The sequence below is a fragment of the Patiriisocius hiemis genome, from assembly GCF_031846325.1.
Taxonomy (GTDB): domain Bacteria; phylum Bacteroidota; class Bacteroidia; order Flavobacteriales; family Flavobacteriaceae; genus Patiriisocius_A; species Patiriisocius_A hiemis.
Genome location: NZ_JAVRHZ010000004.1, coordinates 135,062 through 158,096 on the forward strand (window position 1 = coordinate 135,062; position 23,035 = coordinate 158,096).

General features: G+C 31.5%; 21 protein-coding genes. 14 read left to right on the plus strand and 7 right to left on the minus strand.

Annotation, left to right across the window (positions count from 1 at the left end; all coding sequences use genetic code 11):
• The first annotated feature begins 3 nt into the window (after positions 1-3).
• The 11 genes from RM538_RS08540 to RM538_RS08590 are packed head-to-tail and all read left to right on the plus strand — an operon-like array spanning position 4 to position 12,317.
• A complete protein-coding gene (locus RM538_RS08540; RefSeq protein ID WP_311333001.1) occupies positions 4-942 on the plus strand; it encodes a glycosyltransferase family 2 protein in 939 nt (312 codons plus the stop codon).
• A complete protein-coding gene (locus RM538_RS08545) occupies positions 939-1,565 on the plus strand; it encodes a NeuD/PglB/VioB family sugar acetyltransferase (protein ID WP_311333002.1) in 627 nt (208 codons plus the stop codon). The genes RM538_RS08540 and RM538_RS08545 overlap by 4 nt, the downstream gene beginning before the upstream one ends.
• A complete protein-coding gene (gene rffA / locus RM538_RS08550) occupies positions 1,562-2,677 on the plus strand; it encodes a dTDP-4-amino-4,6-dideoxygalactose transaminase (RefSeq protein ID WP_311333003.1) in 1,116 nt (371 codons plus the stop codon). The genes RM538_RS08545 and rffA overlap by 4 nt, the downstream gene beginning before the upstream one ends.
• Positions 2,670-3,881 (plus strand): hypothetical protein, encoded by a 1,212-nt coding sequence (locus RM538_RS08555; RefSeq protein ID WP_311333004.1) that lies wholly within the window; start codon positions 2,670-2,672, stop codon positions 3,879-3,881. The genes rffA and RM538_RS08555 overlap by 8 nt, the downstream gene beginning before the upstream one ends.
• On the plus strand, positions 3,882-5,261 hold the full coding sequence (locus tag RM538_RS08560; RefSeq protein ID WP_311333005.1) for an MGDG synthase family glycosyltransferase: 1,380 nt from the start codon (positions 3,882-3,884) through the stop codon (positions 5,259-5,261). It begins immediately after the preceding gene.
• Complete coding sequence (locus tag RM538_RS08565; protein WP_311333006.1) at positions 5,252-6,382, plus strand: glycosyltransferase family 4 protein; 1,131 nt, start codon at positions 5,252-5,254, stop codon at positions 6,380-6,382. Before RM538_RS08560 ends, RM538_RS08565 begins: the two co-directional genes overlap by 10 nt.
• Positions 6,379-7,491: a glycosyltransferase gene (locus RM538_RS08570; RefSeq protein ID WP_311333007.1), complete on the plus strand. Its 1,113-nt coding sequence runs from the start codon at positions 6,379-6,381 to the stop codon at positions 7,489-7,491. The genes RM538_RS08565 and RM538_RS08570 overlap by 4 nt, the downstream gene beginning before the upstream one ends.
• Positions 7,491-8,555 (plus strand): glycosyltransferase, encoded by a 1,065-nt coding sequence (locus RM538_RS08575; RefSeq protein ID WP_311333008.1) that lies wholly within the window; start codon positions 7,491-7,493, stop codon positions 8,553-8,555. The genes RM538_RS08570 and RM538_RS08575 overlap by 1 nt, the downstream gene beginning before the upstream one ends.
• Positions 8,556-8,577: 22 nt before the next feature.
• Positions 8,578-9,903 (plus strand): O-antigen ligase family protein, encoded by a 1,326-nt coding sequence (locus RM538_RS08580; protein ID WP_311333009.1) that lies wholly within the window; start codon positions 8,578-8,580, stop codon positions 9,901-9,903.
• The gene (locus RM538_RS08585; RefSeq protein ID WP_311333010.1) at positions 9,866-10,888 is read left to right on the plus strand and encodes a glycosyltransferase family 4 protein; all 1,023 of its coding nucleotides are present in this window, start codon (positions 9,866-9,868) and stop codon (positions 10,886-10,888) included. The genes RM538_RS08580 and RM538_RS08585 overlap by 38 nt, the downstream gene beginning before the upstream one ends.
• 37 nt (positions 10,889-10,925) lie before the next feature.
• Positions 10,926-12,317, plus strand: coding sequence for a sugar transferase (locus RM538_RS08590; RefSeq protein WP_311333011.1), 1,392 nt, complete (start codon positions 10,926-10,928; stop codon positions 12,315-12,317).
• Positions 12,318-12,320: 3 nt separating this feature from the next.
• On the opposite strand, the gene RM538_RS08595 is transcribed toward RM538_RS08590, so the two are convergent.
• Together RM538_RS08595 and RM538_RS08600 are read right to left on the minus strand one after the other, a co-directional pair.
• Positions 12,321-13,502 carry a lipoprotein N-acyltransferase Lnb domain-containing protein gene (locus tag RM538_RS08595; protein ID WP_311333012.1) on the minus strand — a complete coding sequence of 394 codons (1,182 nt, stop codon included), beginning with the start codon at positions 13,500-13,502 and terminating at the stop codon, positions 12,321-12,323.
• 45 nt (positions 13,503-13,547) lie between these two features.
• Positions 13,548-14,615: a putative type IX sorting system protein PorV2 gene (locus RM538_RS08600; RefSeq protein ID WP_489753168.1), complete on the minus strand. Its 1,068-nt coding sequence runs from the start codon at positions 14,613-14,615 to the stop codon at positions 13,548-13,550.
• Positions 14,616-14,766: 151 nt separating this feature from the next.
• On the opposite strand from RM538_RS08600, the gene RM538_RS08605 reads away from it, so the two are divergent.
• Together RM538_RS08605 and RM538_RS08610 are read left to right on the plus strand one after the other, a co-directional pair.
• Positions 14,767-15,507 (plus strand): CDP-alcohol phosphatidyltransferase family protein, encoded by a 741-nt coding sequence (locus RM538_RS08605; RefSeq protein ID WP_311333013.1) that lies wholly within the window; start codon positions 14,767-14,769, stop codon positions 15,505-15,507.
• Positions 15,508-15,551: 44 nt separating this feature from the next.
• Positions 15,552-16,484: a hypothetical protein gene (locus RM538_RS08610; RefSeq protein WP_311333014.1), complete on the plus strand. Its 933-nt coding sequence runs from the start codon at positions 15,552-15,554 to the stop codon at positions 16,482-16,484.
• On the opposite strand, the gene lptB is transcribed toward RM538_RS08610, so the two are convergent.
• The 4 genes from lptB to RM538_RS08630 form a co-directional block, all read right to left on the minus strand.
• Entirely contained in the window at positions 16,481-17,221 is a 741-nt protein-coding gene (gene lptB, locus RM538_RS08615) for an LPS export ABC transporter ATP-binding protein (protein WP_311333015.1), read from the minus strand. The genes RM538_RS08610 and lptB overlap by 4 nt on opposite strands.
• 101 nt (positions 17,222-17,322) lie before the next feature.
• Positions 17,323-17,670, minus strand: a complete 348-nt coding sequence (locus RM538_RS08620) for a carboxymuconolactone decarboxylase family protein (protein ID WP_311333016.1) — start codon at positions 17,668-17,670, stop codon at positions 17,323-17,325.
• The gene (tatC, locus tag RM538_RS08625) at positions 17,663-18,502 is read right to left on the minus strand and encodes a twin-arginine translocase subunit TatC (RefSeq protein ID WP_311333017.1); all 840 of its coding nucleotides are present in this window, start codon (positions 18,500-18,502) and stop codon (positions 17,663-17,665) included. Before tatC ends, RM538_RS08620 begins: the two co-directional genes overlap by 8 nt.
• Positions 18,502-19,503, minus strand: a complete 1,002-nt coding sequence (locus RM538_RS08630; protein ID WP_311333018.1) for a KpsF/GutQ family sugar-phosphate isomerase — start codon at positions 19,501-19,503, stop codon at positions 18,502-18,504. Before RM538_RS08630 ends, tatC begins: the two co-directional genes overlap by 1 nt.
• A gap of 134 nt (positions 19,504-19,637) precedes the next feature.
• Here RM538_RS08630 and recQ point away from each other — a divergent pair, with 134 nt between their 5' ends.
• Complete coding sequence (recQ, locus tag RM538_RS08635) at positions 19,638-21,833, plus strand: DNA helicase RecQ (protein WP_311333019.1); 2,196 nt, start codon at positions 19,638-19,640, stop codon at positions 21,831-21,833.
• A 126-nt stretch (positions 21,834-21,959) separates the two neighbouring features.
• Here the strand turns inward: recQ and RM538_RS08640 are convergent, their stop codons facing one another.
• Complete coding sequence (locus tag RM538_RS08640; protein ID WP_311333020.1) at positions 21,960-23,003, minus strand: hypothetical protein; 1,044 nt, start codon at positions 23,001-23,003, stop codon at positions 21,960-21,962.
• Between the last annotated feature and the right edge of the window lie 32 nt (positions 23,004-23,035).

Sequence of the window (23,035 nt, forward strand, 5' to 3'; positions counted from 1 at the left end):
AAAATGGATAAAACACTCTCATTAGTAGTCCCTGTTTATTTTGAAGAAGCAGTTATTTCTAGATTTATTTTAGAAGTAGCAGAAGCATTAAACGAAATAGATATTGTCTATGAGATAGTCTTTATTGACGATGGTAGTACAGACAATACAGTAGGCCTAATAAAGAAAGAAGCAAAAAAAAATACTGCTATTAAGTTGATAGAGCTTTCTTACAATCACGGAAAGCAAGCAGCTCTAACTGCTGGTATTACCTATGCAAAGGGTGATTACTTACTTTATATGGATCCTGATTTACAAGATCCGCCAAAAGAAATTATAAGGTTTATTACTGAAATAGAAAAAGGGTACGACTTAGTTTTTGGAGTTAGAAAAGAAAAGAAAGACACCTTTATAAACTCAATTTTCTCAAAGATTTTTTGGAGTGTTCTTAGACGATTTACTGGACTTAAAATTCCAAAAGGCTTAGCTGTAATGAGAATTTTTAACAGAAAATTTGCTAACAAATTTTTAGAATATAAAGAACAAAATAGATTTATAGAAGGAATTTTTATGCACATAGGTATGAAACAAACTTCTATTAAGATTGAACAGCGTGAAAGGTTTGCAGGTACTTCAAAATTTAATTTTAAAAGAAAAATGAATTTAGCTTTTGATGCGATTTTTGATTTTTCTGAACTTCCATTAAAATTTGCTGTAAAGTTGGGTTCTTTTTTAATTTTTATTGGTGTACTGCTATTATTAGTCTTAATCTTTTTGAAGCTATACTTGATAAACTTTCAATCAGGTTGGCCGTCATTAATAGGGGCTCTTATAGTTGCTACGGGATTACAATTATTCTTTATAGGAATTGCAGCATTGTATATTGGTAAAATTTATAAAGAATCTAAATCACGGCCATTATTTTCAGTTCTTGAACTTACTAATATTGATACTAAAGAATGAAAAACCTTGCTATTATAGGTTCTGGTGATTTGGGGCAACTTATTGCTTACCATAGTACTACAAGTTATACTGTGGTTGGCTATATAGATGATTTTGCTGAAAAAGATTCTTTTGTAGAAAACCTTCCTATTCTTGGTACTGTTAATGATATTGAAGAACTTTATCAAAACAGTATTTTTGATGAGCTTATAATAGCTATAGGTTATAAGCATTTTGATTTAAGAGCTAGGTTATACAACCAGTTTTCTAAAAACATTCCATTCGCTACAATTATACATCCTTCTTCTGTTATTGATTCATCTTGTAAAATTGGTTCTGGAGTTTTTGTTTTACCGGGTGTAGTAGTAGATAGAAAAGTTGTAATACAGGATAATGTTTTGCTTAATGTAGGGGTTACAATTGCACATGATTCATTTATAGGCAAGCATAGCTTTATTTCCCCAAGTGTTGCTATAGCAGGATTTGTTAACATTGGTGAAAAGTGCAATATTGGTATCAATACTACTGTGATAGATAATGTAACAATAACTTCAAATGTTCAAACAGGTGGAGGGACTGTTGTTATAAATGATTTAACTTTGGCGGGGTTATATGTTGGTAACCCTTCAAGATTTATAAAATGAACCCTTTTAACAAACCCTATCTTTCCGGAAAAGAACTTCATTATATAGAAGATGCTGTAAAGAGAGGTAAACTCTCAGGAGACGGTTATTATACTAAAAAATGCCATGATTTTTTTATAACCAACTATGGTGTTAAGAAAGTATTGTTAACTACTAGTTGCACAGACGCATTAGAGATGGCTTCATTATTACTTGATATTAAGCCTGGCGATGAGGTGATTATGCCTTCTTATACCTTTGTTTCTACAGCAAACGCATTTGAGTTACGCGGTGCCACAATAAAATTTGTTGACTCTAGAAAAGATCATCCTGGTATGGATGAGCAATTAATTGCTTCCTTAATTACTCCTAAAACTAAAGCTATTGTTGTAGTTCACTATGCTGGTGTTGCTTGTAATATGGACGTAATAAAGGAGCTTGCAAACAAGCATGATTTATTTGTAGTGGAAGACGCAGCACAAGCTATAGATAGTTATTATAAAGGAAAGCCATTAGGGAGTATAGGTCACTTAGGAACATTCTCTTTTCACGAAACAAAAAACATCCAATGTGGAGAAGGAGGGTTGTTAATGATAAACGATAATCGATTTGTAAAAAGAGCAGAAATTTTATGGGAAAAAGGTACCAATAGAAGCGCTTTTTTTAGAGGTGAAATCGATAAATATGGCTGGGTAGATGTAGGTTCTTCTTTCTTACCTAGTGAGTTAAATGCAGCATATCTTTTTGCTCAACTGGAGTCATTAAAAAATATACAAGAGCAACGTAAAAATCTTTGGCAGCATTACTTTGAGTCATTAACAGAATGGACAAAGGCAAATCAAATACAACTGCCATTTGTTCCAAATTTTGCTACCAATAATGGGCATATGTTTTATTTAATTTGTAAAAATAGTGAACAACGTGCACAGCTCATAGCTTATTTAAAAAACCAAAATATCCTCTCAGTATTCCATTATATTAGTTTGCATTCTAGCCCTTATTTTTTAAATAAACATGATGGTAGAATCCTGCCAATGAGTGAGGTTTACACAGATAGATTATTGCGGTTGCCTATGTATTACGAATTAGATGTTAATCATGTAATTAATGTACTGCTTTCTTATGGTGAGTAAATATCTACATATTTTTCGCTATGGCTTTTTTGCTTTTGTCATAGTTTACCTAATTGTATCCATAAATTATTTCACCCAAATTAATGTTGGAGCAGGAGATGAGGCTTTGTTTATATATGATTTGAACTATATTTCTAAGTATGGCTGGCAGGCGGCCATAGAAAAAGGAATTTCAATACCATACATGCTTATTTCTTACCTTTTTTCTCTCTTTTTTGAAGAGTATATCGCACTTCGGGTTGTAAACATTTTCCTTTTTATAGGATTAATCTTTTATTTTTTTAAAATAAAAAAACTACGAAACCTAGATTTTTATGCACTTCTGTTATTTTACTTCGCAACCGCAGGTTATTTCTTTAAAGGAATTAATGACCCACTATTTGTAATAGCATTGGTAATCTTTTTTACAGAAACTTATTTTATACTAAAGACTAAAGAAAAACAAAACATTGCCGTCCTCTTTACTGCTTTAATATTTGTAGTTTTTACAAGAGCTTTGTTTGTTGTTTTTTTACCTGCTATTTTATTTTCAATATATCTTATAAGAAAGCAGATAAAACTTTCATTTAAAAAAATGATACCTGCTATATTTTTCTTAATGCTTTTTAGTATTATAAATATCCCGAGTATAGCAAAAAACAATACATTATCTTATGATGCTAAAGACCCACCACCTAATGCTATTTCAAATTGGGCACAGAGACAATACCTAGCACAACTTCAAGTTAACAATGGAGAAAGGGATAATTTTACACATCCTAGTTGGAAAGAAACTGACCAATATCTTATCGTAAATGGAGAAGACTCTCTACCAAAGGGTATTTTATCTGGATTAACTTTTAATATAGATCTAACAATAAAGGAGTTTTTTAAGGATCTAGGATATATAATTGTATATAGCTCCCGTCAATTAGGCCTCATTTTACCAATCTTATTTTATTTTGGTTTTTTACTTTTTATGAAACAGAAAAAAATCACATCAACTTCTTATGCCTGTTCTATAATAACAATAATGACTACCATTTTTGCTTTAATTATAATATCTTACATAGAATTACGATGGTTTGGAAGCTTTTTTTTACTTGCTATTTTGGCTTTTTCTGAATTAATACAAAAAAAACAGTTACATAATTTCATTACTGTAGCACATTACCTTATTATGATAGCCATTTGTTGCTACGGAATTGTTCAAAAAGTGATATAAGTGAATACATCAAAAAACATTGTTCTTGTTGTTCCAGATGGAGTAGGTATAAAAAACTATTTGTACTCTAGAGTCTTCAAAGATTTTGACGGAACAATTACATTGTTTCATAGTTTTGATGACACTACTTTAAATACTATTAAATCTGAAATTAATATAGAAAAGGAGGTGCGTTTAGAACCTTATACTTCTTCATTTAAAGAAACCTTTTTAAAAGAACTTATTTGTTACTGTAGATTAAGCTATAATGCCAAAAAAGTTACTAATAAGAGTATTTTAAAGTTTTGGAAGAAGAAAAAGCACAATTTAAAAAATCGGCTTTTTTATTCATTTATACCATTAGTTAGTACTTTGTTTAAGAAGTACTCTTCAATAGAAAAACTAGAAAAAAGGTACTATAACACTCTTGCAAAAAATCCCTTATATAAAAGTACTATTGAAACTTTTAGGAAAGATATACCCACATTTATTTTTTGTACACATCAAAGAGCAATGGAAGTTCCTACTATTTTTGCCGCAGCTAGGAGCTTAAATATACCCACAGCTACAGTAATATATTCTTGGGATAATATTCCAAAAGCTCGATTGGCGTTAAAATCAGACTATTATTTTGTTTGGTCAAAGTACATGAAACAAGAATTACAATTGTTTTATCCAGAAATAAAAGAGAAACAAATAAAAGTAACTGGAACTCCGCAATTCGAATTTTATTTCGATTCTGAAAACATAATTGAAAAACAAACTTTTTTTAAATACTACGGTTTCGATACTCAAAAAAAACTAATTTGTTTTTCTGGAGATGATGTGCGTACCTCCCCATATGACCCCTTTTATCTTAATGATATTGCAACTGCTATCGAAAAGAGTAGTATGGTAAAAGATATTCAAATAGTTTTTAGAAGGTGTCCAGTAGATACTTCAGGCCGTTATGATTGGGTTTTAAAAAAATTTCCAGAACTTATAAAAGAATGTCCTCCACTATGGAATTATAACAAAAAGGTATGGTCTGCAGTTTACCCAACCAAAGATGATATTAAGCTCTTAGTAAGTTTGGCGTACTATAGTGAACTAGTTATAAATGTAGGTTCAACCATGGCATTTGATTTTGGAATGTTCAATAAACCATGTATCTACATTAATTATGATACAAAAAAAGATAGTAACTGGTCTGTTAGAACAATATACAATTATCAACATTTTAGAAGTATGCCAAGTGAAGATGTGGTTTATTGGTTTTCTAATAAAGAAGATATAGTCCCTAAAATTTCAGAAGCAATTGAAAAACCCAATACCAATATAGACAAGTGGTTTAAAACTATTGTAGATTTTCCTAAAGATGCCTCAATACATATTTCAAAAACGATACAATCATGCATGTAGCTTTTATTTCACATGAGTATCCACTTTGGGCTTCTGGAGGTATAGGATCTTTTTTGCAAACTTTTGGCCGTGCGCTTACAAAAGAAGGTCATAAGGTTACAATAATTGGAGCGGGTACCTCTTCAAAAGAGGGGTGTATTGATGATAAGGGAGTTTCTTTATATCGTCTTCCTGTTTCTCAAAATTTCATTCCTGGGTTTATTTTTAATTCAATACAGCTTAACAAAAAACTTATTGAAATAAATAAACAACACCCTATTGATGTAATTGAAGCTTCAGAACTTGGACTAGCTCTTTTGTTTGTGCTTTCTAAAGTCCCAAAAGTAATACGTTTACATGGAGGGCATCATTTTTTTTCAGAAGCTGAAAAAAGAGGAATTAATTGGCGAAAAGGACTGTTAGAAAAGCGTTCCTTTAAAAAAGCAGATGGTTTTATTGCTGTATCAAGGTATGTAAAAGAACATACAGGTAAGTACCTAAGTTATCATAATTCACCAGTGCATATTATTCCTCACCCTGTAAAAATACCATCAGTTTTTTCGAAAACAGAAAACACTTCAAAAAGCATTTTGTTTGCAGGGACCATTTGTGAAAAAAAAGGCGTGAGAGAGTTGTTACAAGCATTTCAAGTTGTAAAAGAGAGGTATCCAGACTATCAATTAGACCTATATGGTAGAGATTGGTTTTACCCTGATGGGAGTTCTTACATAAAAAAAATACAACAGGAGTATCCTAAAAATTTTTTTGAGAATATCACTTTCCATGGAGCTGTTACTAGAGAAAAGTTATACAAACAGTATAATAATGCTGCTTTTTGCGTCTTCCCATCACATATGGAAACGCAGGGCTTAGTCACACTAGAAGCGATGTCTTTGGGTAAAGCAGTAGTTTTTTCAAAATATGGCCCGGGACCTGAAACTATTTCTCATAAAGATAATGGACTACTTTGTGATGTATATGATCCAAAGGATATTGCATCAAAAATATGTTGGTATATTGAAAACCCAGAAGAGGTTAAAGCTATAGGCCAAAGAGCTTTAAAAACTGTTAAAGAAAAATACGATATTGCTTTAATACTGAAAAAAAATATAGAGTTTTACCATTCATTGCTTGACTCATGAAGTTTTTAATTATTACACATACGTCTCACATAGTTAAAAACCAATCTTATTATGCCTATGAACCTTACGTAAGGGAAATGAATCTTTGGATGCGTAATGTATCAAAGATTCATATTGTAGCACCTATTAAAACAGAACCTATACCCACAATTTTTTCTTCATATGAATCTAAAGTTAATCGATTTACAAAAGTACCATCCATTTCATTTATTAGTTTTTTTGAAGCGTTAAAAGCAATTTTTAGTATACCGCTTCTCTTTTTAAGAGTATCTTCAGCAATGCAAAAAACAGATCATATTCACCTTAGATGTCCAGGTATTATTGGTCTAATAGGCTGTTTTGCACAGATTTTTTTTCCAAAAAAATCTAAAACTGTAAAATATGCTGGAAATTGGGATCCACAATCTAAACAACCATTAAGCTACAAAATTCAAAAATGGATAGTGAGTAATACTTTTTTAACCAAGAACTGTAAAGTATTGGTGTATGGAGAATGGAAGGAGCAAAGCGATAATATTCGACCTTTTTTTACTGCAAGTTATACTACTTCCCAAATTAATACTTCTCTTACAAAAGAAATAAGTTCTCCCTTTCATTTCCTATTTGTTGGGAGTCTTGTTCCCGGAAAAAGACCGCTCTATGCAATTAAATTAGTTGAAAAACTACTTAAGAATGGTATATTCTGCTCTTTGAGTATATATGGTGATGGGGGATTATATTCAGAATTAAAAAATTATATTGAAACTAATAATTTATCCCAATCAATAACTTTACATGGAAATCAATCTCGTAACGTTATAATAGAAGCTTATAAGGTAGGTCATTTTTTAATTTTACCCTCAAAATCTGAAGGATGGCCAAAAGTAGTAGCAGAAGCTATGTTTTGGGGATGTATTCCTTTGGCAACCAAAATTTCATGTGTACCATGGATGTTAGGAAAAGGAAAAAGAGGTCACATTCTAACATTGTCTTTAGACGAGGATAAACAAAAAGTAGTTACCTTATTAAATGAAAGAACACAATTAGAAACAATGAGTAAAGAAGCACAAACCTGGTCTCATGAATATACATTGGATAGTTTTGAAGCCGCTATAAAAAAACTGTTATAATGCGTGTTTTACAACTTATAGATTCTTTAGATGGCGGAGGAGCAGAGCGTATTGCTATTAATTTGGCGAACTGTTTATCAACCCATACAGAGAAGTCTTTTTTATGTGCTACTAGAAAAGAGGGTATTTTAAAGAGTACAATCTCTAATAAAGTAGAGTATCTTCACTTACAGAGGAATAACACACTAGATATTTTGTCATTAATTCGTCTTTCAAAATATGTAAGAGTTAATAAGATAACTCACATACATGCGCATAGTACTTCATTTTTCTTAGGAGTATTGGTTTATTTCTTAAACCGAAAAATAAAGATTATTTGGCATGATCATTATGGAGATAGTGAACATTTAGAAAAAAGAGATTTTAAAGTATTAAAATGGTTTTCTCGTTATTTTGATTGTATCATAGCAGTCAATGAAAAACTGAAAACTTGGAGTGAACTTAATTTAAAATGTAACAAAGTTTATTTTATAATCAATTTTGTAAATGATAATCAATCAGAAGTTTTAAATGAAGAAATAAAAGGGGAGGGAACTTTTAAGATAGTTTGTTTGGCAAATGTTAGACCTCAAAAAGATCATTTAAACTTATTGAAAGCTTATAGTATTGCGCAAAAGCAACTTTCTAATATTTCATTACATTTAATTGGAAGTGTAAATAAAGAATCTGAAATTTATAGAGAGCTCTCAAATTATATAGATAAGCATAAAATAAATCAGGTTTATTTTTATGGTTCTAAGCAAATAACTCAAACTTTTTTAAAACAGTTTGATATAGGTGTTTTGTCCTCGCGTTCTGAAGGGTTGCCAGTAGCAATCTTGGAATATGCAAATGCAAAACTACCTACAATTGTCACTAATGTGGGGCAATGTGCAGATGTTATTGAAGAAAGAGGAATTATTGTTCCTCCTCAAGACTCAAAAAAATTAGCTAAGGCAATTATTACTTTGTACAACGATGGTAACTTGCAAGATAAGTTTGCTACTTTGCAATATAATTTTGTGATGAAACATTATTCATCAAAGTCAGTTATTCCACAACTTATAAAAATTTATAGTCATTAAACAACTTACTAAAATAAACTATATGCAACTCATTGCGCTCCATGGTGCTCTTGGTTTTGCAACGTACTTATTTGAAATTACTTCGAGGTTGTTTTTTTTTGTAGCGCTATGTTATTTCTTGTACAGAATACTTAAAAATAAAAACAAGAATGAAGAAGTTCTTGTCGCTGCTGGTTATGTGGTAGGGTTTGAAGTGTTTTCTAGAATGACAGGTGGTATTAGCTTCTCATATGAGTTTGCTAAATATGCAGTAATGGGATTCATGGTTTTAGGGCTGTTTTTTAAAGGTTTTAAAAGAAATTCTTTGCCCTATTTTATGTACCTCGTATTCTTGATACCGGGGATATTGTTTTCAGCAATCAACTTAAATTATGATAGTCCTTTCTTTAACTTAATAGGGTTTAATTTGAGTGGTCCTATTTGTATAGGTATCTGTGCATTGTATTGCAATGGAAGGAAAATTCCATTTCAAAGGCTTCAAAATATTACACTAGCTATATTATTGCCAATTATTAGCATGACGGTCTATTTGTATTTTTATACGCCAAACATTAGAGATGTTTTAAGTGGTACACAATCTAATTTTGAAGCTTCTGGAGGATTTGGGCCAAATCAAGTAGCAACTATACTTGGTTTAGGGCTTTTTATATTATTTACACGTCTGTTAATTGTAAAAAATAAAACAATAAACATTTTAGATTTTGCTCTTTTAGCACTTATAGGCTACAGAGGTATTGTTACTTTTTCTCGTGGTGGAATTATTACTGGAGTAGGTTGTATAATAATCTTTTTAATTATATACTTTATACGCTCTAAGGCACAACAAAAAGCCAATTTAATTCCTAAAATTGTGACTATAGTAGCTATTTTTGCTGCAACTTGGATTGTTAGTTCAATTTCAACTCTAGGGTTAATTGATAAGCGTTATTCTAATCAAGATGCAGCTGGTCGCGTCAAAGAAGACATAACAACGGGTAGATCTGAGTTAATTTTAGCTGAGTTAAATGCTTTTTTTGAAAATCCAGTTACAGGTATTGGAGTTGGAAAAATTAAGGAATATAGAGAAGCTCAAACGGGTAAAATTGTAGCAACACATAACGAGGTGACTAGAATTTTATCAGAACATGGAATATTTGGGATGGGAGCTTTAGCTATTTTATTTTTTACTCCATTAATAATAAGAATAAAAGATAGGTCTAATCTTTTTGCTCTTTCCTTTTTTGCTTTCTGGTTTTTAACTATAAATCACTCCTCGATGAGGATTGCTGCGCCAGCTTTTATATACGGACTATGTTTAATCTCAATTATAAATGTCAAAAAAAAGAAAGCTATTATACATAGGAAATAAACTATCTAAAGCTGGTAATACAATTACATCCATAGAGACTTTAGGGGCTTTATTACAGCAGGAAGGTTTTGAAATTATGTTTTCTTCTTCAAAAAAAAACAAAGCACTCAGGCTCATTGATATGCTTTTTGCGGTAATTAAAAACGCCTTAAAAGTTGACTATATTTTAATAGACACATACAGCACTCAAAATTTTTACTATGCTGTTGCAGTTGGTAATCTAGCAAGATTGTTTAAAATAAAATATATTCCAATACTCAGAGGAGGAGACTTGCCTTCAAGACTAAAAAATAGCCCTTCACAGTCTAAAAAATTCTTTGGGAGTGCATATTTAAATATAGCCCCATCCTTATATCTTAAGGAAGTTTTTGAAAAAGAAGGCTACAATAATCTTAGGCATATCCCTAATACCATAGAAATAAAAAATTATGAATTTAAATTAAGAGAAAAACCAGAATTTAACTTATTATGGGTGCGCTCCTTTAATAAAATTTATAACCCAAAATTAGCAATTGATGTAGTCTCTTCTTTAATTTCTGAAGGATATAATGCTACTTTATGTATGATAGGGCCTGATAAGGACGGTTCGCTTGAGGAGTGTAAAAGAATTGCAATTACACAAAACTTACCAATAACTTTTACTGGAGGATTACCTAAAGAAAAATGGATTAAAAAATCTGAAGAATTTGACATTTTTATTAATACTACAAACTTTGATAATACTCCTATTAGCGCAATAGAAGCTATGGCACTTGGACTACCTGTAATTTCCACAAATGTTGGTGGGCTTCCATATTTACTTGAAACAAATAAAGATGGTATACTCGTTCCGCCTAATAATTCGAAAGCTTTTGTGAAAGAAATAATAAAACTCATTGAACAACCAGGAAACGCTCAAAAATTATCTAAAAAGGCTAGAAAAAAAGTAGAATGTTTTGATTGGAAGATTGTAAAGCATCAATGGTTACAGCTTTTAAACCAATAAATAATTCCATACATTTACAGCCTAACTCTCCAGCCAAATGTCTAAGAAATCGAGTATCCATTTTGATATATCGGAACGTAAAGTATTATTGCGTATTCTAGATATTGCATCGGTGCTTTCTCTCTTATATGGAATTGGTCTTGTATTTGATTTTGATTATTTTAAAATAAATGAAGAGCATTGGGTCTGGTCTATTGTATTGGGACTTTATATAGCAGTTTTTGCTACAATTTTCGAACTATATAACCTTCAGAAAGCAAGCAAGTTTGAAGTAGTAATTCAAAATATAATACTTACCTCATCTGTCACAGTACTATTTTATTTACTTACACCCTTTTTTACACCAGAGCTTCCAGAGAATAGATTACAAATAGTATACTTTTACTTGGCAGTTAATATAGCATTATTAATATGGAGGTATGCTTACATTAGTTTAATATCTACCCCTAGGTTCAATAAAAAAGTACTTCTAATAACAAGCTTTGACTCGCTAAAACCTATAATTAATTCTTTACATAAATCCGACCCCAATTACAGAGTAGTAGGCTATGTAGATACAAGTACTGTTAAAGAGAGTGTTTCTGTTGAAGGAATAAAAGCGTATCAAAAAAAATCACTCATTAATGATGTCGAAGAGGATTTTATTTCTGAAATAGTAGTGGCACTTCCTAATGGTAAAGGAATGACTCCAACCTTAAATTCTTTACTAATTAGACTACTAGAAAAAGGAACTCCAATAAGAGAGTATACTCAAGTATATGAAGAAAATACGAGAAGAGTTCCTGTACATCATGCTGAACAAGATTTTTATAGATATTTCCCTTTTAGTAGAAGTAACCAAAATAAATTTTACCTCTTTTTTCATAGAGTATTAGATTTACTATTTTCAATTATAGGTTTAATTTTTGGTATTGTAATCTTCCCAATAGTGTTGTTAGGGAATCTATTTGCAAATAGGGGCCCTCTTTTTTACTCACAAGTAAGAGTTGGTAAAAACAGTAAAGAATTTAGAATCTATAAACTGCGTACAATGATAGTAGATGCGGAGAAGGAAGGGGCTAGATATGCTTCTACTAATGATACGAGAATAACTAAGTTTGGTAAGTTTTTGCGTAAAACTCGTATTGATGAAATACCTCAATTTATAAATGTTATTAAAGGGGAAATGAGTGTTATTGGACCGCGTCCAGAGCGACCAGTATTTGTTAAAGAATTATCTAAACAAATACCCTTTTATGAAGTCCGTCATCTTGTAAAACCTGGAGTGACAGGGTGGGCACAAGTAAATGCAAAATATGGCGCTTCAAAAGAAGATGCTTTAGAAAAGCTGCAGTACGACCTATATTATATTAAAAGAAGAAGTCTTTTCCTTGACATTAGTATTGTTATAAAAACTTTGAGTACTATTATCTTTTATAGAGGGCAGTAAGTATTATTGCTTTTTAATATATACCACAACATAAATATACCTAATAATTAAGGCGATGTATAAGGGTAAAAATCCAATAGAAAACTCTTGCACACTTGTAAACCAATGGATAAAAAGTAGCGTCATAAGTAGTAATAAAAAAATAAGATAGCGCTGCAACCACTTTTTTGGTTTTTTCTTTCCTATCGCCACAAAAAACAAAATAGTAAAAGGGAAAGCCCATAATAAATTATAGTTGTTTGCTGTTGCAGTATGGTCAGTACCAAACCAAAGCAATGCTAAAATAACTCCTATAACACCTGTAGTAAAAAATAGGATACTATCTAAATACCTACTTCTTCTATTTTTTTTATAATCTAAGAAAGTAACAACTAACATGATTAAACTTAGTATTGAAAACACAAAAACAGGACTTGTGAAGAAGTTGGTTGCCGTACGTGTTTGACTATTTTTAAAAAGTGTTTTTGTTTCTTTTACTAGCGGTATCGTATTGTTGTTTTTTTTAATAGTAGCAACGGCTGCAGCTTCAAAAACGTAATTTGGTAAAAACTGGTGTTGCCATGCATTAGCCGTTCTATCAGTAATTGAACCAATTGCTACATCCATTCCTAAACTTCCCCAAGAATTTGCTTTTACGTTTTTTTGAATAAGTTGTCTAAAGGTATAAGGATCCTCTATAAATGAGTCCGTATAACTAATTTTACTACCAAGTACTTCAACAAGTACATCTCTTATTTTAGTAGCGCAATTATCAAAAAAGAAATCGTATTTATAACTGGCATTCTCAGGTTTTGCATTATTTTGAAGATAATTAAACAATGTTTCTTTATCTAAATAGGTTAAATCTAAAACTTGTTCTTTTACCCATCTATTTTGTCTTTTATAGCTTTCTAAAAAGGGTTGAAAGTTTCGTTCACTTAATTGATACAATAACTTTCCTCTCGCAAATTTTGTATAAAAATTAGGTGTTGAAAAATCATACGTACCGTAATTATATACAATATCAAAACCAGTTGCTACATCTTTGACTCTAAAAGCACTATGACCAAATTTGTCATATAGTTGTTGTCCAGGTCCAATAGTAATAATACTTACTTCAGCACTCTCAGAAATTGGAATGTACTGAGCTTGAGAAAAATTTAAAACAAAGAGAAAAAACAGTAATGAAGTGATTTTTTTAAACACACTTATGGGTTTCAGGATTTAATACAAAGATACAAGATTAGTTCGCTACCTAAAGATGCTTAAATCCATTTTAAGAGAAAAAACATTAGAATATAATGCAGCGCTTTGGTCTCCAATATCTGTTAAAGCGTAATCTATTTGTATACCTTTATATTTAAAACCTACACCAATATTGGGCTGAAAGCCAACAGAGTCACTTCCGTCCAATTGCTGAATGTTTTGAAAATTACCAACACCAGCTCTTACAAAAACCATATCTATGTAGCCAAACTCAAATCCCCCAGAAGGAGTAATACTTGTAAAGCCAGAAGAAATAATATCATTAGTTTCTGCAAATCTAAAATTTAGGTCTATTTCTGTTAGGAGTGAAAAGTCATAATGAAAAACAAATTTTCTTGAAGCTCCAAGCTGTAATTTTGGTATTGTTATTTCTGTAGTTTCTGGTAATTCTTGGTTTTGACCTTCTACCGCTCCTTGTATGGTTGCAAATTGCTCTTCATCTATAGTCCAAGCATTAAAGGTGGTTGTTATGTCTCGAGCCATTAAACCAAATTTCCAATCTCCTCTTTCAAACTGTATTCCAGCATCGAGACCAAACCCCCAAGAGGAAGCGAAGTCTCCAATAATCCTTCTAATTACTTTTGCGTTTACTCCAACATTTAGACCATCTAAAGGAAGCCTGCGTGCATATGAAAATGTTACTCCATAATCTGCAGTAGAAAAAAGACTTATTCTATTATAGTCTATATTACCTTGGTCATCTATAAGCTGGGTAGTATTTAAAATGTCATCGACACCAAAGCGTATTACTGAAAGCCCTACAGCACTTCTATCGTCTAAAGGCATTGCAAATGCAGCATAATCATAATTTGCAATATTAGCAAAGTAAGAAGCGTGCATTAATGCTAGTTGCTTATCCTCTACATTAACCAATCCAGCAGGATTCCAATATCCAGAATTTACATCGCCAGTAGATGCTACCACAGAGTTGGCCATCCCAAAAGAAGCTGCATCTACACCTATGTTCATAAACTCATTAGAGTATTTTCGTGTTGTCTGGGCAGAAACAGTTAGTGAGAGTAGTAAAAAAGCAATAAATAGATTCCTTTTCAAGCTAGAATTTTTGCACAAATATCTCATTAATTTCTAGAATACTAAACTATAAAATTGAATACATATTGTATGTTTATCCTCTAAGACGGAAATACTTTGTTATTTTTACAAAAAATGAAGGTTTTTTGAAATTTATACCTTTTTAACTAACATGATAAAGCAAATTCCTAACATAATTACTTCATTAAACCTTTTGTGTGGTACAATTGCTTTGTTTTTTGCAATTTCTGGAGATTTAATTACCGCCTCAATATTTGTTTTTTTAGGAATATTCTTTGATTTTTTTGATGGTTTAGCTGCTAGACTATTAAAAGCGCAAAGTAAAGTTGGACTAGAATTAGATTCACTTGCAGATATGGTGACAAGTGGTGTAGTTCCTGGAATAGTTATGGTTCAATTACTTTACTTAAGTATTACAGGAGATTCAGTCGATATTAATCAACTTTTTTCTACAGAAAATTGGAATGCTAGCAAATATCAATACCTACCTTTTTTTGGACTACTTATTACATTAGCTTCTGCATACAGACTTGCTAAATTTAATGTGGATACACGTCAAACTACAAGCTTTATTGGGCTCCCAACTCCTGCCAATGCACTTTTAATATTAAGCATTCCTTTAATGCTAGAGTTTCAATATACTCAAAGTTTAGCATCGGTTGTGCTTAATACATGGTTGCTTTTAGGAGTAACAGTAGTAAGTTGCTTCTTATTAAATGCAGAAATTCCATTATTTTCTTTAAAATTTAAAACCTGGGGGTTTAATAAGAATTTAAAAAGATATTTTTTTCTTTTTATTTCTTTGGTTTTAATCTTTGTTTTTAAGTTTATTGCAATACCAATTATACTTTTATTTTATTTTATTTTGTCTTTGTTTTGGAAAGCAGATTAATATATTTTTGGTGACTTTATCATTTTCGAATATTAATATATTATATGGGACTTGGACATAAGAAAATAGTATCTCTTTTATCTGGACTTAAAACTTTTTTAAGGTCAAGGTTAAAACAATCTATATTTAATGAGGACACCAGATTATTGGCGATTGGAACTATGTTGTCCAAGCAACAATTTCAAATGGTATCAAGTAATATAAATGATTATGAATTCAAAATTTTTAGTCAATGGGGAGATGATGGTATTATTCAATATTTAATTAAAAATTTATCTATAGAGAATACCACTTTTATCGAATTTGGTGTAGAAGATTATTTGGAGTCGAATACCCGTTTTTTAATGATGCACGATAATTGGTCCGGCTTTATTATTGATGGTTCTAATAAGTTTATTAAAAATTTAAAGAAGTATAAATGGTATTGGAAATATGATTTAAGAGGGAAATGTGCTTTTATTACTAAAGATAATATAAACTCTATTTTATTAAGTTCTGGGTTTAAAAGTTTAGGAATTTTAAGTGTAGATATTGATGGTAATGATTACCATGTTCTTGAAGAGATTGATTTAGGTGTACTAAACCCTTCAATAATTATAGTAGAGTACAATGCGGTCTTTGGTAAAGATCGTTACATTACAGTACCTTATAAAGAAGATTTTGTAAGGAACAATATGCATTACAGTAACTTATATTTTGGAGCTTCTTTGCCTGCATTTACGCATGTAGCTAATAATAAAGGATATGCATTAGTTGGCTGCACGATAGCTGGTAACAATGCTTATTTTGTTCGTCGAGATCTTCTGAATAAAAATGTTAGTGAACTTTCTATAGAAGAAGCTTTTAAAGACAGTAAATTTAGAGAAAGCAGAAATAAAGATTATTCTCTTTCTTATTTAAGAGGCGATACTAGATTAGCAGAAATTAAAGGAATGCCAGTAATTAACCTACTTACTGGTGAAGAGGAAGAAATTTAAAATGATAATTTCTTTTTCCTAAGCTCAAAATTTTGACCTAAATATACTTTACGTACCATTTCGTCTGCAGCTAACTCTTCGGGTTCTCCATGTTTTAAGATGCTTCCTTCAAACATTAAATAAGTTCTGTCTGTAATAGCAAGGGTCTCTTGTACATTATGGTCTGTAATCAAGATACCAATATTCTTGTTTTTAAGTTGCGCTACAATACGTTGTATATCCTCTACTGCAACTGGATCAACTCCCGCAAAAGGTTCATCTAGTAGTATAAAATGAGGGTCTGTAGCTAGGGCACGAGCAATTTCGGTACGTCTTCTTTCTCCACCACTTAATAAATCTCCTCTGTTTTTTCTAATATGTCCTAAGCCAAACTCTTCAATAAGTGTGTCTGCTTTATGTTTTTGCTCTTTTTTTGAAAGCTTAGTGAGTTGTAAAACACTTAAAATATTATCTTCTACACTCAATTTCCTGAATACTGAGGCTTCTTGTGCTAAATAACCAATCCCATTTTGAGCTCTTTTGTACATTGGGAATTTGGTAATCTCTGTTCCTTCTAGGAAAATTCGACCCCCATTGGGCTTAATAAGACCAACAATCATGTAGAAAGAAGTAGTTTTACCAGCACCGTTTGGCCCAAGTAAACCAACAATTTCTCCTTGGTTTACCTCCACCGAAATACCCTTAACTACCTTTCGGCCTTTGTAAGACTTTATAAGATTTTCAGCTCTTAGTTTCATATTCTTTTCCGCGAAAACGGAAATCTTTTAAAATTATGCACTTTAATGTTTTAGATACCATCTAAACGTTAAAAGTACAGCTAAATTTTCCGAAGAAAAAATTACGCGTTATTCTCTAGAGCCTCCCAGTATTCATAAGCTCTTCTAAGATGAGGTATTACTATTGTTCCTCCTATAAGTAAAGAAACACTTAATGCTTCAACTACTTCTTCTTTAGTAATGTTTAGCTTATGGCAAGCTTCTAAATGATATCGTACACAATCATCACACCTAAGTACTAGTGAATTACCAAGTCCTAATAGTTCTTTTGTTTTTTTGGGTAAGGCACCTTCGGTAAAAGCATTGGTGTCTAGATTAAAAATTCTTTTTATAATCTTATTGTTATCTTCTAGTAACTTCTCGTTCATTTTTGAACGATACTCGTTAAATTCATCTACTATGTTAGGCATTTCTTTTCTTTTCTTTTTTTAATTGGTTTTTTATCACCGCTTTAGAAATAAAAATTGATATTTCGTATAAAATAATTACTGGTACTGCAACAATAATTTGACTAGCAACATCCGGAGGTGTTATTATAGCTGAAAGTAATAAAACTCCAACTAAAGAGAACTTACGGTATTTACGTAAAATTTCTGGTGTTACAACTCCTATTTTAGTCAAGAAGTAAATTATAATGGGTAACTCAAAAATTAATCCACTTGCTAAAACCGAAGCTCTTACAAGTCCTATATAGCTACTTAAGTCAAACTCGTTTAAAACCTGTTCACTCACCTGATAACTTCCTAAAAAATTAATAGATAGTGGTGTTACAACATAATACCCAAAGAGTACTCCAATAAAAAACAGGAATGAGGCGATTAGTATAAAACCTCTACTAGTTTTACGCTCGTTGTCTCGTAAGCCAGGACTAATAAATTTCCAAAATTCATATAAAATATATGGGAAAGCTAGAATAAAGCCTGCTGTAATAGAGGTCCATATATGTGCAGAGAATTGCCCTGCCATTGTTCTACTTTGGATAGTAAATGGCAGTTTTTCAAAACAAAAGCTATCTTCAAAACCTAAAAATGTAGCTGCTTTACAAAGAATTTCATATGTTGGAAAACTTCCATAAGAAGGTCCAAGTAGTAAAATATCAAAAATGAAGGTTTTAGCAATAAAAGCTATTGTCCCCATTATTACTACAACAGCAGTTGAGCGAATTAAGTGCCAACGCAATTCTTCCAAATGATCCAGAAAAGACATCTCTTTTTCATTAGATGTGGTTGCGTTTTTTGTCATTAAATAATTCCTTCTTTGGTTAAATTATGGATATGCACTACGCCGCAGTAATTTCCCTTATCTTCAGCAAGTAATTGTGTAATGCCATGGTTGTCCATTAGCTTCATAGCTTCAACAGCCATTGCATCATTATCAATTTTTTTAGGGTTTTTGGTCATAATGTCTTTTGCAGTAAGTCCTTTAAAACTATCTACTTTGGTTAACATTCTACGTAAATCACCATCTGTAATTATGCCAATAATTTTACTGTCTTTAACAACAGCAGTAACCCCAAGCATTTTTTTTGATATTTCTACTATTACATCTTTTACATCTGTATCTGGGTGTACTTCTGGTTTTTCATTTAGAGAAGTAAGGTTACTTACTCTTAAATATAACTTTTTCCCTAAAGATCCTCCAGGATGAAATCTCGCAAAATCTTTACTTGAGAAACCACGTAAATCTAGTAAGCACATAGCCAATGCATCACCAATAACAAGTTGAGCAGTTGTGCTGGTTGTTGGTGCTAAGTTATTTGGGCAAGCTTCCTTTTCTACATATGCATTTAAAACATAATCTGCTTGCGTTCCTAAAAATGAAGCTTTATTTGAAGTAATTGCTATAAGTTTATTGCCTCTAGCCTTAATTAATGGTACAAGAACTTTAATCTCTGGCGTATTCCCGCTTTTAGAGATACATATTACACTATCATCTTCTAGAATAGTTCCTAAATCACCATGAATAGCATCTGCTGCATGCATAAAAATAGCTGGAGTTCCAGTAGAATTAAGTGTAGCAACAATTTTTGTAGCAATATTTGCGCTTTTACCAATACCAGTAACTATAACTCTCCCATGAGATTTAAAGATATAGTCTACAGCATCAGAAAATTCCCTGTCAACCAAACTTGCTAAATGCATAATAGCATTACTCTCGGTTACAATGGTCTTTTTAGCGACAGATATTACTCTTTCTTCGATATTCAAGATGTTACGCTTTTTAATTTTTGTTACTGTATCCATAAATTACTATATTTAGTATAGAATTATATTAAGTAGATACATAATTACCTTAAAGGTTGCAAAATTACAATTGTTCCCCTGTTTCTGCAATTTTATTTAAGGTCTAACATAAAATATAAAAACCGAATAACAGCGTGGCTGAAATTGATATTTACGCATCATTAAAGAAATATTTTGGATTTAGTCAATTTAAAGGACTACAAGAAGATGTTATAAAAAGTATTATGGCTAATAATAACACCTTTGTTATTATGCCTACAGGAGGAGGGAAATCTCTTTGCTATCAATTACCAGCTTTAATGAAGGATGGTACTGCAATTGTAGTATCACCTCTTATTGCATTAATGAAAAATCAAGTAGATGCTCTAAGAGCATTGTCTTCTGAAAACGGAATTGCTCATGTTTTAAATTCATCTTTAAATAAAACCGAAGTAAAACAAGTAAAAGAAGACATATCTAATGGAATCACAAAACTTTTGTACGTGGCTCCAGAGTCCCTGACAAAAGAAGAATATGTAGATTTTTTACAGAATGAAACAATTTCATTTTTAGCAATTGATGAAGCACATTGCATAAGTGAGTGGGGGCATGACTTTAGACCCGAATACCGAAATCTTAAAAGTATAATTAATAGAATAGGAAACGACATTCCAATTATAGGATTAACCGCTACAGCAACTCCTAAGGTACAAGAAGACATACTTAAAAATTTAGGAATGCCAGATGCAAATACCTTTAAAGCATCTTTTAATCGTCCTAATCTTTATTATGAAATCCGTCCAAAAACAAAGAATGTTGATGCAGATATTACTCGCTTTGTAAAGCAAAACGATGGGAAAAGCGGTATTATATATTGCTTGAGTAGAAAACGAGTTGAAGAACTTGCACAAACGCTTCAGGTTAACGGTATTAAAGCAGTACCGTACCATGCTGGGCTTGATGGTAAAACACGTGTAAAGCATCAAGATATGTTTTTAATGGAAGATGTAGATGTTGTTGTTGCGACCATTGCCTTCGGAATGGGTATAGACAAACCAGATGTTAGGTTTGTTATACATAATGATATTCCTAAAAGTATAGAAAGTTATTATCAAGAAACAGGACGTGCTGGTCGCGATGGAGGAGAAGGGCATTGTTTAGCTTTTTACAATTATAAAGATGTAGAAAAGCTGGAGAAATTTATGAGTGGAAAACCTGTGGCTGAACAAGAGATAGGGCATGCTTTGTTACAAGAGATTGTTGCATTTGCAGAAACCTCTATGTCTCGACGTAAGTTTATTTTACATTATTTTGGAGAAGATTTTGATAATGAAACTGGCGAAGGTGGTGATATGGACGATAACATGCGTCACCCCAAAAAACAACATGAAGCTAAGGATGAAACGCTTACCCTATTAAATGTAGTTGAAAAATCTAATCAACAATACAAAGCAAAAGAGGTTGTAAATATTCTTATTGGGCATGAAAATGCATTAATGAAATCTCACCGTATTAGTAGTCAAGACTATTTTGGTGTTGGAAAAGAGCAAGATGCAGCGTATTGGATGGCATTATTGAGGCAATTACTCGTTGCTGGATATATTAGAAAAGATATAGAAAGTTATGGTGTAGTGAAGCTAACTAAAAGAGGGAAAGAGTTTATGGATGCGCCTAGCTCTTTTATGATGACTGAAGACCACTCCTATGATGAAAACGTAAATGATGCTATTATAGTTAATCAAAAAGGAGGAAATGCAACCGCAGATGAAGCTTTGTTTAAATTATTAAAGGCCGAACGAAAAAAGGTAGCAGATAAACTTGAACTCCCTCCCTTCGTTATTTTTCAAGATCCCTCACTTGAAGATATGGCGCTAAAATACCCTATTACAATGGACGAACTTTCTAATGTTCATGGAGTAGGAGAGAGCAAGGCTAAAAAGTTTGGAGCATCATTTTTAAAACTAATTCAAGATTATGTTGAGGAAAATGATATCATTCGTCCAGACGATTTTGTTGTAAAATCTACAGGTAGTAATAGTGCATTAAAACTGTATATTATTCAAAATGTAGATAGAAAGTTACCTCTTGATGATATTGCTTCTGCAAAAGGTCTTGATATGGAAGACTTTATAAAAGAAATGGAAGCTATTGTATATAGCGGTACTAAATTAAATATTAATTATTGGATTGAAGAAATCTTAGACGAAGACCAACAAGAAGAAATTCACGAGTATTTTCTAGAAGCTGAAACCGATACTATAGATGCTGCTATGGAAGAGTTTGATGGCGATTATGACACCGAAGAACTCCGCTTGTATAGAATTAAATTTATTAGTGAAGTAGCTAACTAACTTGCATCATTTCATTTCTTTGTTCTTTAAGATATAGCCTCGTAATTATAATTTTCAATAGGTGTTAAGTAATAATATTTAGTGAATTAGGGGTGTTTTTTTAGTGAAGTTGCTAATTACTATTTATTAATCTTCACATACAACAGCCTCAATAGTTAAGTAATTTATTACAACCAGATTTTCAGTTTCAATATCTTCAATTCTTACATATAAATCTTGAGGGTTGGCAGTATTGTTATAAACATTTTCTAGAATTGGATTTGTACCGTTTTGAGCATCATCTTCAGTTTCATGAAAAGAATAGGTTACAGGATTCGCATTATTAATATCTGCTACATTTCCAAAGCAATAAATATAATTTGATAACATAAAATCAGCTGTCCCAGAACCTTCTTCTGTTTCACAAACTTGAAAAGCTTCGTCAGAGCTACAATCAAGATTACACTCACTAAAAATCTTATACTCATCACCATTTTCATTAACTAAAGTAGTAATATTATTTTCAAAATCTACTTCTGCTTTCCAATCAAAGTTCCAATCCTGACCAATTGTGTCATCATTTACAAAAATATTAAGATGAAGCTCTTCATTTATGAATAAGAATGTCCAAGTCCCAAAGTAAATATTTCCATTATGATAAAATTTTCCAACACCTAAGGAATTAAAAATAAATTGTGAACTTTCATAATTGGTATTTGTATTGCTGAGGTTTTCAATATTCCAAACACAATTTAATCTTGCAATATGATTTTCACATTCCATAAGAATTTGGGTCTGCATACAATTTTTTATAGCTTCTTGTAATTCTTCATTATTATTTATTTCTACGACTTCTCCTGAAGCATTAGTTCCAGTAATTGGGTAACTAATACTTATAGAATGTCCATCTGGAAGTTCATCAAGAAGTAAAACAAATTCTTGATCGTTTTGAAGTCCAACAGATTCAATAAATTCTTGATTTTCGTCAAAGACGAATATTGCAAATGGGTAGTCAAATTCAATACAGGTTATTGCTTCGTTATCATCATTCTCATCTGAGACTCTATCTAATAGGTTATATAATTCTGAGTCTGTTTCAATATAGTTCCTTGTAATATTTGCTTCTGTAATAGGTTCATCTTCACACGCAACAACAATAAGTAATACTAGGAGTAATTTTAAATATTTCATAATAAGATGGTTTAATAAATTAGCGCCAAAAA